18 protein-coding genes are annotated in these 13,030 nt (G+C 73.0%); 8 read left to right on the top strand and 10 right to left on the bottom strand.

Annotation, left to right across the window (positions count from 1 at the left end; genetic code table 11):
• Positions 1-330: 330 nt before the first annotated feature.
• The gene (locus NBW76_RS06795; protein ID WP_055964808.1) at positions 331-609 is read right to left on the bottom strand and encodes a hypothetical protein; all 279 of its coding nucleotides are present in this window, start codon (positions 607-609) and stop codon (positions 331-333) included.
• Between the two features lie 37 nt (positions 610-646).
• Positions 647-1,081, bottom strand: a complete 435-nt coding sequence (locus tag NBW76_RS06790; protein ID WP_055966307.1) for a cupin domain-containing protein — start codon at positions 1,079-1,081, stop codon at positions 647-649.
• 243 nt (positions 1,082-1,324) lie between these two features.
• Between NBW76_RS06790 and NBW76_RS06785 the strand changes: the two genes are divergently transcribed.
• Positions 1,325-2,935: an ABC-F family ATP-binding cassette domain-containing protein gene (locus NBW76_RS06785; protein WP_056553181.1), complete on the top strand. Its 1,611-nt coding sequence runs from the start codon at positions 1,325-1,327 to the stop codon at positions 2,933-2,935.
• 4 nt (positions 2,936-2,939) lie between these two features.
• A complete protein-coding gene (locus tag NBW76_RS06780) occupies positions 2,940-3,686 on the top strand; it encodes a YqjF family protein (protein ID WP_235492902.1) in 747 nt (248 codons plus the stop codon).
• Here the strand turns inward: NBW76_RS06780 and NBW76_RS06775 are convergent.
• The gene (locus tag NBW76_RS06775; protein WP_056553184.1) at positions 3,628-4,518 is read right to left on the bottom strand and encodes a bile acid:sodium symporter family protein; all 891 of its coding nucleotides are present in this window, start codon (positions 4,516-4,518) and stop codon (positions 3,628-3,630) included. The genes NBW76_RS06780 and NBW76_RS06775 overlap by 59 nt on opposite strands.
• Before the next feature lie 69 nt (positions 4,519-4,587).
• Entirely contained in the window at positions 4,588-5,385 is a 798-nt protein-coding gene (locus NBW76_RS06770) for a phosphotransferase (RefSeq protein ID WP_235492903.1), read from the bottom strand.
• Positions 5,386-5,412: 27 nt separating this feature from the next.
• Between NBW76_RS06770 and NBW76_RS06765 the strand changes: the two genes are divergently transcribed.
• Together NBW76_RS06765 and NBW76_RS06760 are read left to right on the top strand one after the other, a co-directional pair.
• Entirely contained in the window at positions 5,413-6,642 is a 1,230-nt protein-coding gene (locus NBW76_RS06765) for a YibE/F family protein (protein WP_056553190.1), read from the top strand.
• 120 nt (positions 6,643-6,762) lie between these two features.
• Positions 6,763-7,083 (top strand): hypothetical protein, encoded by a 321-nt coding sequence (locus NBW76_RS06760; RefSeq protein WP_055964792.1) that lies wholly within the window; start codon positions 6,763-6,765, stop codon positions 7,081-7,083.
• 212 nt (positions 7,084-7,295) lie between these two features.
• Here NBW76_RS06760 and rnhA read toward each other — a convergent pair whose 3' ends face one another.
• Positions 7,296-7,769 (bottom strand): ribonuclease HI, encoded by a 474-nt coding sequence (rnhA, locus tag NBW76_RS06755; protein ID WP_056553193.1) that lies wholly within the window; start codon positions 7,767-7,769, stop codon positions 7,296-7,298.
• 71 nt (positions 7,770-7,840) lie between these two features.
• On the opposite strand from rnhA, the gene NBW76_RS06750 reads away from it, so the two are divergent.
• Both NBW76_RS06750 and NBW76_RS06745 read left to right on the top strand, forming a co-directional pair.
• Positions 7,841-8,326: a DinB family protein gene (locus tag NBW76_RS06750; protein ID WP_056553196.1), complete on the top strand. Its 486-nt coding sequence runs from the start codon at positions 7,841-7,843 to the stop codon at positions 8,324-8,326.
• A 2-nt stretch (positions 8,327-8,328) separates the two neighbouring features.
• Positions 8,329-8,742, top strand: a complete 414-nt coding sequence (locus NBW76_RS06745; protein WP_156364709.1) for a hypothetical protein — start codon at positions 8,329-8,331, stop codon at positions 8,740-8,742.
• Positions 8,743-8,841: 99 nt separating this feature from the next.
• Here the strand turns inward: NBW76_RS06745 and NBW76_RS06740 are convergent, their stop codons facing one another.
• The 5 genes from NBW76_RS06740 to NBW76_RS06720 all read right to left on the bottom strand — a co-directional run bounded on the left by NBW76_RS06740 (position 8,842) and on the right by NBW76_RS06720 (position 12,101).
• Positions 8,842-9,549, bottom strand: a complete 708-nt coding sequence (locus NBW76_RS06740; RefSeq protein WP_156364710.1) for an MOSC domain-containing protein — start codon at positions 9,547-9,549, stop codon at positions 8,842-8,844.
• Positions 9,546-9,884: a glyoxalase superfamily protein gene (locus NBW76_RS06735; protein WP_056553202.1), complete on the bottom strand. Its 339-nt coding sequence runs from the start codon at positions 9,882-9,884 to the stop codon at positions 9,546-9,548. The genes NBW76_RS06740 and NBW76_RS06735 overlap by 4 nt, the downstream gene beginning before the upstream one ends.
• Positions 9,885-10,090: 206 nt before the next feature.
• On the bottom strand, positions 10,091-11,179 hold the full coding sequence (ychF, locus tag NBW76_RS06730; RefSeq protein ID WP_055964773.1) for a redox-regulated ATPase YchF: 1,089 nt from the start codon (positions 11,177-11,179) through the stop codon (positions 10,091-10,093).
• Positions 11,180-11,225: 46 nt separating this feature from the next.
• The gene (locus tag NBW76_RS06725) at positions 11,226-11,507 is read right to left on the bottom strand and encodes a hypothetical protein (RefSeq protein ID WP_056553206.1); all 282 of its coding nucleotides are present in this window, start codon (positions 11,505-11,507) and stop codon (positions 11,226-11,228) included.
• A 9-nt stretch (positions 11,508-11,516) separates the two neighbouring features.
• Positions 11,517-12,101: a GNAT family N-acetyltransferase gene (locus NBW76_RS06720; protein ID WP_056553211.1), complete on the bottom strand. Its 585-nt coding sequence runs from the start codon at positions 12,099-12,101 to the stop codon at positions 11,517-11,519.
• 38 nt (positions 12,102-12,139) lie between these two features.
• Between NBW76_RS06720 and NBW76_RS06715 the strand changes: the two genes are divergently transcribed.
• Complete coding sequence (locus NBW76_RS06715) at positions 12,140-12,499, top strand: antibiotic biosynthesis monooxygenase (RefSeq protein WP_056553214.1); 360 nt, start codon at positions 12,140-12,142, stop codon at positions 12,497-12,499.
• A gap of 60 nt (positions 12,500-12,559) precedes the next feature.
• Positions 12,560-13,027 (top strand): DUF6542 domain-containing protein, encoded by a 468-nt coding sequence (locus NBW76_RS06710; RefSeq protein WP_056553217.1) that lies wholly within the window; start codon positions 12,560-12,562, stop codon positions 13,025-13,027.
• The last annotated feature ends 3 nt before the right edge of the window (positions 13,028-13,030 follow it).

Raw genomic sequence — 13,030 nt, 5'->3', positions numbered from 1 at the left:
CTGACGGTGGGCCAGGGGTCGGTCGAGCTCCCGGGCCGCGGCTGGGCGGTCAGCGGTAGATGACACGCCGAATGCGGAAGTCAGAGGTAGGTGGCGCGCGGATAGCGGGTCTCCATCCGCGGGCCACCTACCTCCACCCTCGCCCGTAGCGCGGGCCACCTACCTCCCGGGAGCGACGGGACGCAGGCCCGAGAACCCGGGCCACCACGCACCCAGCTCCCCGGTCGAGGCCCTTTTCGGGGCCCACCTCCGCGCAGAGCCGAGGCAGCGCACCCGCAGGACCAGCACCCGCCGAGCCAGCGCAGCCGCAGGACAGGACGAGGACGACGCCTACCCCTCCCGCTTCAGCCGCTTCGGGCCGTCGGGCAGGTCGGGGGCCGGAGCATCCTCGGACAGCCGCTCGTCGCCCGGCAGCCAGCCGCCGTACACGTCGACCATCTCGACGACCCGCTCGTCGAAGGGCTCGACGACGACCGCCCACGCATGGTCCTCGGCGTCGTCCTCGCCCGCGAAGCCCTCGCGTCGGGCGGTCACCGTATAGCCCTCGGCCTCCAGCGCCTTGACGAGCTCGTCGGCGTCGTCGCGCTCGTCGAACCAGATCTCGCTCATGGCGACGATGGTAGGACGGGGTTCGGAGGGGCGGGACTCAGCCGTGGTGCAGCGTGAAGTCGTCGAAGTCGAAGCCCGGCGACACCATGCAGCTGACGAGCGCCTCCTCGTCGGTCGGGACGGTGCGCTGCCACCGCCCTGCAGGGACGAGCACCTGGCTCGACTCCCCCGCCCCGACGCCGACGTGGTGCCGCTGCCCGGCAGCGGGCGCCCGACCGTCGCCCCCGAGCTCCAGCACGACGGTCCCGGTGTGCGCGAGCCACAGCTCGTCGGACGCCACGCGATGCCACGCCGACGACTCGCCCGCGGGCAGCAGGAACCAGATGAGGGTCGCGGTGGGTCGGACCCGTCCGTCGGGCAGCGTGACGTCGACCGGGGAGCGCCAGGTCTGCCGGTACCACCCGCCCTCGGGGTGGGGCTCGAGACCGAGCCGACGTGCGGTGGCAGGTGCCTCGGAGGGGGTGGAGCTCATGGCCGCACGGTAGTAGCCTGGGGGTCCCCGTTCCGTGAGGTGATCTGCCACCGTGAAGCTCTGAGGTCCGAGCCCTGCGCGCGTCCGCTCGACGCTGCGCGCCTCGTCGACCTCGTTCACGGTTGCTCCTGCGACCCCGGGCGCCTGCCCGGACTCTCGGGACGTCCTGACGTCGTGTCCTCCTGACGGCGCGCTCGCGCGGCTCACACCGCTCCAGCCCGCCACGACCCTCAGGAGGCCCCCATGGCTGCATCCCTGTCCTTCCACCACGTCACCCACACCTGGCCCGACGGCGCACCCGCCCTGTCCGACGTCGACCTCGACCTCGGGCCCGGGCTGCACGGGCTCGTCGGCAGCAACGGCAGCGGCAAGTCCACGCTGCTGCGCCTCGCTCACGGCGACCTCGTCCCCACGGGCGGCTCCGTCCTGACCACGGGGTCGCTGGAGCTGCTGCCGCAGGACCCGGTGCGGACCGTCGAGGGGCTCACCGTGGCCGACGTCCTCGACGTCGCCGACACCCTCGTCGCGCTGCGCGCCATCGAGGCGGGCAGCACCGACCAGGCCGACTTCGACCGGGTCGGGGACGACTGGGACGTCGAGGAACGAGCCGCGGCCTGGCTCGCTCGGCTCGGGCTCGGCTCGCTCGGCCTGTCGCGCGAGGCGTCGAGCCTCTCCGGCGGCGAGCTCGTGCTGCTGGCCCTGGCCGCCCGCCTGCTGCGCAGGCCCGACGTGGTGCTGCTCGACGAGCCCACGAACAACCTCGACCGACGCGCCCGCGCGCACCTGACGTCGGCGCTCGGCGCGTTCGGCGGGGTCGCCCTCGTCGCGAGCCACGACCGCGAGCTCCTCGAGCGCATGGACACGATCGTGGAGGTGCACGCCGGACGGGTGCGCACCGTCACGGGCGGGTTCTCCGTCTACGAGCGGGTCGTGGCGGCCGAGCAGGAGGCGGCGGGGCGCGCCGTCCGCGACGCCAAGGCGGACGTGCGGCGCCAGGAACGTGAGCTGGTCGAGGCCCGCGCCAAGCTCGCCCAGCGGAAGCGGACGGCGCACAAGGCCGAGGCCGAGAAGCGGGTGCCGAAGATCGTCGCCCACGGCCGGCGCATGGCGGCCGAGGTGTCGGCCGGGAAGCTCCGCGGCGCGCACGAGGAGCACGTGGCCCGCGCACGAGCCGACCTCGACGCGGCCGAGGAGCTGGTCCGCGACGACCGCGAGATCCGCCTGGAGCTGCCCGACACGGCCGTTCCGCGCACCCGTGACGTGCTGGTCACCGAGGGGCTCGTGCTCCCGCACGTCGGCACCGAGGTGGCCCTGCACCTGAGGGGGCCGGAGCGTGTGGCGCTGACCGGGCCCAACGGCAGCGGCAAGACCACCTTCCTGGAGGTGGCTCTCGGCCGGCTCGCCCCGGCCGCCGGGTCCGCGACCGTGAGCGTGCCCGTCGGCAGGCTCGCCCAGCGGCCGACGCTCCCGGACGAGGACGCCTCCGTCCTCGAGAACGTGCGTCGGGTGGCTCCGGAGGCCGACCCCCAGCACGTGCGGGCCCAGCTGGCACGGCTGCTGTTCCGTGGCCGTGCGGCGGAGCGGATCGTGGCGACGCTGTCCGGGGGCGAGCGGCTGCGGGCGGCACTCGCGTGCGTGCTGCTGGCCGACCCCGCGCCCCAGCTGCTGCTGCTGGACGAGCCGACGAACGACCTGGACCTCGTGAGCGTCGGGCACCTCGTGGAGGCGCTGCGCGGCTACCGGGGGGCACTCCTGGTGGTCAGCCACGACGAGCGGTTCCTCGACGAGCTCGAGCTCGACCGCCGGGTGGCGCTCCCGTCGCCCAGCGGACCGGTGCGACCCGCACGAGACTAGGAGCGTGAACCCCGACGGACCCCCGCTGGACGGGCCGAGCATCATGCGCCAGACGTGGGCCGACATCGCCTTCGTGCACTGGGCGGTCGACCCGTCGACCGTCGAGCGATTCATGCCGCCCGGGGTGCGCCCCGACGTGCTCGACGGCAGCACCTACGTGGGCCTCATCCCCTTCCGGATGCAACGTGCCGGGTTCGGGACAGGGCCCGCGGTGCCGTGGCTGGGCACGTTCCACGAGACCAACGTGCGCCTCTACTCGGTCGACGACGCAGGCCGCCACGGCGTGGTGTTCCTGTCGCTGGAGTCCTCACGGCTGCTCGTGTCGGCCCTGGCCCGGATCGTCTTCGGCACGCCGTACACCTGGGCCCGGATGCGGGTCGACCAGCACGACGACCGGCACCGCTACACGTCGCGTCGTCGCTGGCCGGGGCCGCGCGGGGCGGGCGGGCGGATCGAGGTGCGCCCCGTCGAGCCGCTCCACGAGCCGAGCGAGCTGGAGCACTTCGTGACCGCCCGGTTCGGGCTGCACACCCGGGTCCTCGGCCGGACCTGGTGGGTCCCCAACACGCACCGGGCGTGGCCGCTGCACCGCGCCGAGCTGGTGTCGATCGACGACACCCTGGTCGAGGCGGCCGGCCTTCCCGGGCTGGCGGCCACGGAGCCGACGTCGGTGCTGTGGTCCGAGGGCACCTTCACGACGTTCGGGACGCCGCGCGGCGCCGTCCCTCGCCGGGCAGCAGCACTCGGGTGAGCACCACGCCCCACACCGCTGCGAGCGGGAACATCAGCAGCCCGTAGACCGCCGCCGGCACCGAGATGGCGGTGTCGTCGAGCACCTCGACGGCCACGTAGATGGCGAGGGTGGCGTTGTGCACGCCGATCTCGAACGAGCTGGCCACCGCCTGGGCCGGCGTGAGGCCGACGAGCCGCGGCACGAAGAACCCGACCACGAGGCTCACGACGCAGAACAGCGTGGCGGCCGCGCCCACCTGCGCCAGGTAGTCACCTGCGTCCGAGCCGGTGCTGGCCAGGATCCCGAGCACGAGGACCAGCAGGATCACGGCCGACGCGATGCGCACCGGCTTGTCGGCGCGCTGGGCGAAGCCAGGGCTCTTCGCGCGCACGAGCATGCCCACGAGCACGGGGGCGAGCACGACGACGAAGACCTCGACGACCTTGCGGAACTGCAGCGACACCTCGTCGTCGAGCCCGTAGTGGGCGATCGCGAGGTTGGTGATGAGCGGCAACGACCCGATCGCGATGATCGAGTTGATCGCCGTCAGGGACACGTTCAGGGCGACGTCGCCCCGGAACAGGTGGCTGTAGAGGTTGGCCGACGTGCCACCCGGCGACGCGGCGAGCAGCAGCATGCCGACGGCGAGCAGCGGGTCGAGGTCGAACGCGGTGACCAGGCCGAAGCAGACGACCGGCAGCACGACGAGCTGGCAGGCCAGGGCCACCGTGACCGCCTTCGGGTGGCGGGCCACGCGCCGGAAGTCGTCGGGCGTGAGCGAGAGGCCCAGCCCGAACATGATGATCCCGAGCGCGATGGGCAGCCCGACGGTCGAGAGCGCGGAGTCCATGGGCGAATCCTAGGAGTGATGCGGGTCACATCCTGGTCGGCGCTCCGGTCGATGGAGTGGTCCTGTCGGTCAGGGAAGGGCGTCGAGGATCGCGGGGATCCGCTCCCGGAAGGCCGCCACGCGGTCGCGCGTGCGCTGCGGCTCGCCGACCTTCTGCAGGTTCGCGATGCCGGCATCTCCCCGGGCGATGCCCGCGGCGATCCGCTCGCTGGCCGTCGTCATCCGCGCCACCACGGCGTCGAGGAGCGTCACCGGGCCCCACTCCCCGTAGGCCTCCACGACGAGGTCCAGACGTCGGGCGGTCTCCTGCGCGCCGATGTCGCGGTAGAGCGGGATGCCGGTCCAGACCAAGAAGGCGAGGTCGTCGATCGCACGCCCAGGGCCCGCCATGTCCCAGTCGATCATCGCGACGAAGTGGCCGCTCTGGATGATCCAGTTGTACGCGCCGGGGTCGTGGTGGCAGATGATCTGGTCGGCCTCCAGGAGCACCGGCTCGTCGCCGGTGCCGCGCCACCGCAGCGGCTCGTCGGGGCGGAAGTCCTCCACCAGGTCGTGGTACTCACGCAGCCACGTGACCGCCTCGACCAGCACCGTGTCGAGCACGACCTCCTGGTCGACCGGCACGCCGCGACCCTCGACGTAGCTGAGCACCTCGCGACCCTCCTCGTCGAGGCCCTCGACCCGTGGCACACCGCCGAGGCCCTCCGCGGCGAGGTGGTCGAGCAGGGCGTGGACGGCCGGCGTCCAGGGCCCCGTGGGGCGGCGGACGGTGCGTCCGATGCGGATCGCTCCCCCGACGGCACCCGGCAGGTGCTCGACGTCGGCGCTTCCTCCGTCGTCCGGTCCCGTGTCCTGTGCGTCGTTCACGTGGCCCATCGTGGCACGCTGTCTCCCGTGGCTCACGGACACGCGCACTCCCTCGACGACCTCGACGTCGGCCCGCCCCGCCGGGGCCTGGCCGCGACCCTCGCCGTCGTGGTGGGGGCCATCTCGCTCGTGGCGGTCGTCGCCATGGTCATGCTGTGGCCGTCGGCGTCGGAGGTCCCGCGCGACGCCAACCCGCTGAGCGGCGAGGGTGTCAGCCTGGTCGACGCCACCGTCACCGCCGTCAAGCCGTTCGACTGCGGCTCGGGTGGCGTCGGTCCCGACAACCTGCCCACCGTGGCGGGCGACTGCGCCAACGTGACGGCCGAGACCGACGCCGGCGACGCCTCGTTCGTGCTCGACTCGGCGCGCTTCCAGGCCGGCATCGACGTCGGCGACGACATCGAGGTCATCCGCATCGCGCCCGCGGGCCAGGAGGCGACGTTCGAGTTCTACGACTTCCAGCGCAGCTTCCCGCTGCTGGCCCTCGCCATCGCGTTCGCCGTGCTGGTCGTGGCGGTCGCCCGCTGGCGTGGCCTGTTCGCGCTCGTCGGCATCGGCGTCACGCTGCTCGCGCTCATGCAGTTCATCCTCCCGGCCCTGCTGGCCGGCAGGTCCGCGCTCCCGGTGGCGATCGTGGGCTCGACGGTGATCATGACGCTCGTGCTGTACCTCGCGCACGGGGTGAGCATCCGCACCACCAGCGCCCTGTTCGGCACGTACTTCGGCATCGTCGCCACGGCGCTCATGGGCGCGCTGGCGACCGACTGGTCGAGCCTGACCGGCATCGGCTCCGAGGACGACCGGACGCTGGTGGCCACCGTGCCCGACCTGTCGATGTCGGGGGTCGTGGCCGCGACGATGGTGATCGCGGGGCTCGGCGTGCTGAACGACGTGACCGTGACCCAGGCGAGCGCGGTGTGGGAGATGCGCGCGCTCCAGCCGACCGCCAACGCGGCCAAGCTGTTCACGTCGGCCATGCGGATCGGCCGCGACCACATCGCCTCGAGCGTGTACACGCTCGTGTTCGCGTACGCGGGCTCGGCGATGACGGTGCTGCTGCTCATCACGGCGTACTCCCGGCCCCTGGGCGAGATGGCGTCGACCGAGGAGCTGGGCCAGGAGATCGTCCGCACGCTCGTGGGTGCCATCGGACTCGTCCTCGCGGTTCCCGTGACGACCGCGATCGCCGTCGCCCTGGCCCCCGCGGCCGAGGACGAGCCCGAGCACGCGGGCGGCCACCGCCGCGCCCCCGCCTGACTCCCCCCACCTCCACCGCACGCCCCGTCTCGACGCGTTCGGGTCGATCTGCGTCGGACGAACCGACGCGAGCGCGTCAGGACGCGGGCCGTGGCGCGGTGGCGTGCGTACCCTCAGGACATGGAGTGGGTCGGGATCGTGCTGTTCGCCGTGGGCGTGCTGGCCGTGCTGGTGCTGGCGCTGTACCTGTTCCAGCGCTCGCTCGACAAGCCCGGCGGCCGCGAGGGCCTGGGCACGATGGGCAACGGCATGGGCGTCATGGACAACTTCTTCAGCCCCTCGCGTGCCGACGCCAAGGAGGAGCTCGAGCGGCAGAAGCGTGCCGCCCACGTCATGCCGTCGCCGGACGAGGACGACGACGAGCGCCACGGCCGGGTCCGGCGCAACCCCGACGGATCGCCGCGTTCCATCCGGATCTCCCGCCCTCCGACGCACGACTGACGACGCCCGGACGACCCGGCTCCTCGGCGACCTCGTCCTGGGACGGTCGCCCCAGTCGCGGTTCTCAGGAGGCGGCCCGGGACGAAGGGCCCTACCGTCGGAGGATGCAGACCGCCCGCACGATCCTCGCGAGCACGATCGGCTTCTACGCGTTCATGGGCGCACAGGCCCTCGACGCGCTGCGGACCGGCTCCTCCCGCCGCCGCTGAGCCTCAGGCTCGTCGCACGCCCATCGCCTCGCGCATCCCCCGCGTCGCCAGCTGGTCGGCCAGCTCGTTGTCGCTGACCCCGGAGTGACCCTTCACCCAGAACCACTCCACCTCGTGCCGGTCGCAGGCGGCCTTGAGCCGCTGCCAGAGGTCGACGTTCTTGACCGGCTGCTTCGCCGCCGTGCGCCAGCCGTTGCGCTCCCACCCGGCGAGCCACGACGTGATGCCGCTGCGCACGTAGGTGCTGTCGGTGTGCAGGTGCACCGTGCTCGGCCGGTTCAGCATCTCCAGCGCCATGATCGGCGCCGTCAGCTCCATCCGGTTGTTGGTCGTCGAGCCCGGCTCGCCGCCGCACAGCTCGCGCACGTGCTCGCCGTAGCGCAGCACCGCACCCCAGCCGCCCGGCCCCGGGTTCGGCGTGCAGCCCCCGTCGGTGTGGATGGTCACGACAGCGGTCTGCGGGGCTTCGGTCGACATGGCGGGCCCATCCTCGCACCCGGCGGCCGCATGCGGGGGTGCGCACCGCCGGGGCGCGTAGCGTGGCGGTCATGAGCCTGCACACCGCCGACGAGCGGACCGTCCTGGAAGGTCTGCTCGACGCGCAGCGGACCGAGATCGCCCTGCTGCTCGACGAGCTCGACGACGCCGAGGCGCGCACCCGGCTCGTGTCGTCGATGACCACCGTCCTGGGCCTCGTGAAGCACGCGACGTTCGTGGAGAAGGTCTGGTTCCACTCGCGCGTGGCCGGCGTCCCGCGCGAGGACCTGCGCCTGCCCCGCACGCCGGCCGAGAGCTTCGAGCTGGCCGAGGACGACACCATCGAGTCGGTGCGAGCCGACTACGACGACGCCTGCGACCGCTCGCGCGTCGTGGCCGCCCAGCACGACCTCGACGAGACCTGGCCGTGGCACGACGGGCCGGTCTCCCTGCGGTACCTCTACGGCCACATGATCGCCGAGCTGGCCCGGCACTCCGGGCACGGCGACATCCTCGTGGAGCAGCTCATCGCGCGGCGCCCCGTCGGCACGGACTGAGCGTGATCGACCCGGTCGTGGCGCTGGCCGTGGTCGGCGCCGCGCACGCGGCGTTCCAGACCACGGTGTCGGTGGTCGTCTACCCAGCACTCGCCGCGGTCGGGCGCGAGGGCTTCGCCGCCGCGCACGAGGCGCACTCGAGGCGCATCGTCGCGCTCGTGGCCCCGCTCTACGCCGCACTCCTCGCCGTGGGCGGGTGGGCCGCGCTGGCCGATCCGCGCCCGCTCGTCCTGGCCGCGGTGGCGGCCCACGGCGTCGCCCTCCTGCTCACCGCTCTGGTCGCCGCCCCGACCCACGGACGGCTCGGGTCGGACGGCCCCACCCCGGCGCTGCTGCGCCGCCTGGCCCGCTCCGACCTCGCCCGCACGGCCGCGGCGTGGACCGGCCTCGTCCTGTCGCTCCTCGCCCTCGGCTGACCCGGGCCACGCACGATTCTCCCTCTGCGCGATCAGGGCTTCTCCCTTCGCGTGGACCGTGCCGCGTGAAGGAAGCATCCTTGCCCGCGGCTGTGTCGCTCAGGCGAGGTGCAGGGGGTCTCCGACCGCGAGGACGCCGGGCGTCTCGACGTCGGCGTACACCGCCAGGCAGAGGTCACGCTCCGCGCCGAGGTGCTTCAGCAACGACCCCTCCGCGGAGGTCCCGTCCTGCGCGACGTCGACCATCCGGCACCGCGGGACCCGCTCGACGACACGAAGACCCGCGCCCCCGACGGTGAGCGGACGACCCACCCAGGTCTCCTCGACGAACGGCTCGTCCGTCTCGACGACGACGTTGACGCGCAGCCGACGCGGGTCCGCGTCGACGCTCCACCGCTCGGCGCACCACGCGAGGGTGGCCGTGCCGACCAGCGACACCGCCCCTTGGTCCTGGTGCCCGACACCTGCCTCCGGCAGCACCCGCACCGCGGCCTCCATGACGGTGCTCAGCTCGGCGTCGAGGACTGCGTCTCCCACCGTCCACGTACCCGTGCCGCTCGACACGACCACCTCGCCGGAGCCCGTGGTGCACGCCGCGTGCTCGAACACCGCGTCGCGCCGACGGAAGCGGCGGCTGTCCTTGCCCGACGCGAACCGTCCGTCCTCGTCCTCCACGGCGTACCAGCGGTCGCCCACCAGACCGCGCGCGTCGAGCTCGACGCTGCGCAGCGCCTCGCCACCCATCGACTTCACCGGGTAGCGACGCAGGGCGACCACCGTCGGGCGAACGACACCGGGCGTCGTCACGGAGCCGTCGCCACCCGCACCCGGTTGCCGTCGGGGTCGACGACCTCGCAGTCGCGCGCCCACGGGTTGTCCTCCACCTCGACGCCGAGGTCGGCCGCGATCGCGTCGACGTCGGGCACCCACAGGTAGACGAGCGACGGCCCGGGCGCGTCACCGGTGTGCTCGGACAGGTACACCCGGCACCCGTCGCGCACGACCCCGACGAACCGTGGGAGGCCCGGCTCGAACACGTGCCGGAACTCCTCAGCGAACCCGAGCCGCGCCCACCACGGCAGCGACGCGTCGACGTCGGCGACACGCAGGATCGGGACGGCGGAGACCCTCTGACGACTCATGGCGTCACCCTCACACGACGGAGATCAGTCGGTCCACAGGACGACGACCCGACGCCGCCCCGGCGACGACCTCGACGTTCCGCGTCACGGGCTCGATGGCTTGCCTACCTGGGGATCGCTGCGACCGGATCCGAGGCGTCCTCCAGGACCTTCCCGCGAACGACGGGCCGCGCGACCACGTCCGACTCGGCCGGATGGGCTGCGACCTACACGTTGAAGCGGAACTCCACCACGTCGCCGTCGGCCATGACGTACTCCTTGCCCTCCATGCGGACCTTGCCGGCCGACTTCGCTGCGGCCATGGACCCGGCCTCGACGAGGTCGTCGAAGGAGACGATCTCGGCCTTGATGAAGCCCTTCTGGAAGTCGGTGTGGATCACGCCGGCGGCCTCGGGGGCGGTGGCGCCCTTCGGGATCGTCCAGGCGCGCGTCTCCTTGGGCCCGGCGGTCAGGTAGGTCTGCAGGCCGAGGGTGTCGAAGCCGACGCGGGCCAGCGCGTCGAGGCCCGGCTCCTCGACGCCCATCTCGGCGAGCATCTCCGCCCGCATGACCTCGGCCTCCTCGTCGTCACCCAGCTCGACCAGCTCGGCCTCGCTCTTGGCGTCGAGGAACACGGCCTCGGCGGGGGCCACGATGTCGCGCATCTTCTGCTTGAGGGCCTCGTCGGCCAGCTCGTCGGCGTCGCAGTTGAAGACGAAGAGGAACCGCTTGGCGGTCATCAGGTGCAGGTCGCGCAGGAGCGCGAGGTCGAGCCCGGCGTTGAGCACTCCGGTGCCGGCCTCGAGCGCGGTCTGGGCCTTCTGCACCTCGGCCAGCTGGGCCGCGAGCGACTTGTCCTTGCGCGACTCCTTCTCGAGCCGCGGGACCGCCTTCTCGACGGTCTGCAGGTCCGCGAGGATCAGCTCGGTCGAGATGGTCTCGATGTCGCTGCTCGGGTCGACCTTGCCGTCGACGTGCGTGACGTCCTCGTCGCGGAACACGCGGGTGACCTGGCAGATCGCGTCGGACTCGCGGATGTGCGAGAGGAACGCGTTGCCCATGCCCTCGCCCTCGGACGCGCCGCGGACGATGCCGGCGATGTCGACGAACTGGACCGTCGCCGGGAGGATCTTGGCCGAGCCGTGGATCTCCGCGAGCTTCTCGAGCCGCGAGTCCGGCACGCCGACCACGCCGACGTTCGGCTCGATCGTCGCGAACGGGTAGTTCGCCGCGAGGACGTCGTTCTTGGTCAGGGCGTTGAAGAGGGTCGACTTGCCCGCGTTGGGGAGTCCGACGATGCCGATGCTGAGTGCCACGAGGAACCAGCCTACTGGTCCGGCTCACGCAGCCCGACGGCGCGCATCAGCCCCAGACCCGCACCCACAGGCGACGCCAGAAGCCCTCGGTCGCGGCCAGCTTGGCCCGACGTCGGCGCAGGGCCGCGGTCTCCCCGTCCGCAGCGCCGGCCCAGCCGCCGGTGGCCAGCCCGGTGCCCACGGCCTGCTCGGGCGACGCGCCGCCGACCATGGCCGAGCCCGCGCCCGAGAACTCGGCGAGCCGGCGGTAGCAGTCGCCGCACAGCAGCCGCCCCGACACGGTCTCGTGGGCGCCGGGACGCCTGCCGCACTGCATGCAGGTGCTCATGCGGCGAACCTACTCCCGCTTCTCGGTGGCGTCGAGGTGCTCGGGACGCAGCGTGAAGTGCCGGCTGACCCCGCCGTACCAGGGGTCGTCGGGCACCTCGCCGAGGTCCTCCGCGCCGAGCCGCCGAGCCACCGCCGCCGACGGCGCGTTGTCGGGGTACATGCCGATGACGAGCGAGGCGTGTCCGGCGGCGAAGGCGCTGCGGGCGTGGGCCGCCGCGCCCTCGGTGGCGTACCCGTGCCCGGCGCTGTCGGGGTGCAGGTGCCAGCCCAGCTCGTACTCCCCCACGAACCCGCCGTCGATGCGCTCCATCCGCGACACCAGCACCGTCCCCGCCATCACCCCGGTCTCGCGCACCTCGAGCGCGCGCCACGCCTGCAGCGGGTCCTCGGCCTCGCGAGCGTTGACCCGCACGACCCACGCGCGGGCGGCGTCGAGGTCGGCCATGGGCACGAACGGCGGGTTGCCGAGCCAGCGGATCACGTCGAGTCTGGAGAGGATCGAGAGCACCCTGGGGGCGTCCGCGTCGCCGAAGCGGCGCACCGCGAGCCGCGGCGTCTCCACGCGCTCGGGGAAGTCCGACCCGGTGAGCATGAGCCCGAGCGTACGGACCCAGGTGCCACGATGGCCGCATGACCGTCATCAAGATCAACGCCATCACCGTGCCCGACGACGCCGGCGACGAGCTGGCCCACCGCTTCGCCGCCCGCGCCGGTGCCGTGGACGACGCCGACGGGTTCGAGGGCTTCGAGCTGCTGCAGCCCACCGACGAGCGCACCCAGTGGCTCGTCATCACCCGCTGGCGCGACGAGGACGCGTTCCAGGCCTGGCTGGCCTCGCCGTCGTTCGCGCACGGCCACCGGTCGGAGTCCGAGCGCGGTGGCGGCGACGCGCCCAAGCCGGTGTCGACCCACAGCGAGGTCTGGTCGTACCAGGTCGCCGGCGGATCACCCGGCAACCCGGCAGCCGACCCCACGGCCGGACCCGCCTGAGACCCGCCGTTCCAGCGCGCCGCCACGACTCTGTCGGTCCGATGCCCTAGCGTCACAGGCATGGCAGCCTCCGTGGCACCCTCGCCTGCCGGACTGGCCCGTCACGATCTCGGGGCCCGGCAGTCGATCCTGTTCGCCACGATGGCTCTCGCCGCCATCACCACGCTCGACGTCGTCACCGACGGTCGCCTCGGCCTGATCTTCTCCGTGGGCTTCGTGCTCGTCGTGGTCACGGTGCCGCTCGCGGTCGACGTCCGCTCGCTGCTGCCGGCCGGCGTCCTGCCGCCCGTTCTGCTCCTCGTGTTCGTGGGCGTCGTGGCGGCCGCATCGCCCGACGCGGTCGAGGTCTCCGGCCTGCCCGACGGCACCGGCTGGTTCGGACGCACCCTCACCGGCGTCATCGACCGCGGCGTCACGCTCATGGCCGGCCACGGACTGGCCCTCGCCGCGGTCGTGGCCCGGATCGTGACCGACCCCCACCACCCGCGTCGCACGCGGGTCGCCCGTCCGGCCCGTCGCACGGTCTGACCC

The sequence above is a fragment of the Aeromicrobium sp. Leaf245 genome, from assembly GCF_942548115.1.
Taxonomy (GTDB): Bacteria; Actinomycetota; Actinomycetes; order Propionibacteriales; family Nocardioidaceae; genus Aeromicrobium.
This window is presented reverse-complemented; position numbering and strand designations above follow the sequence as displayed.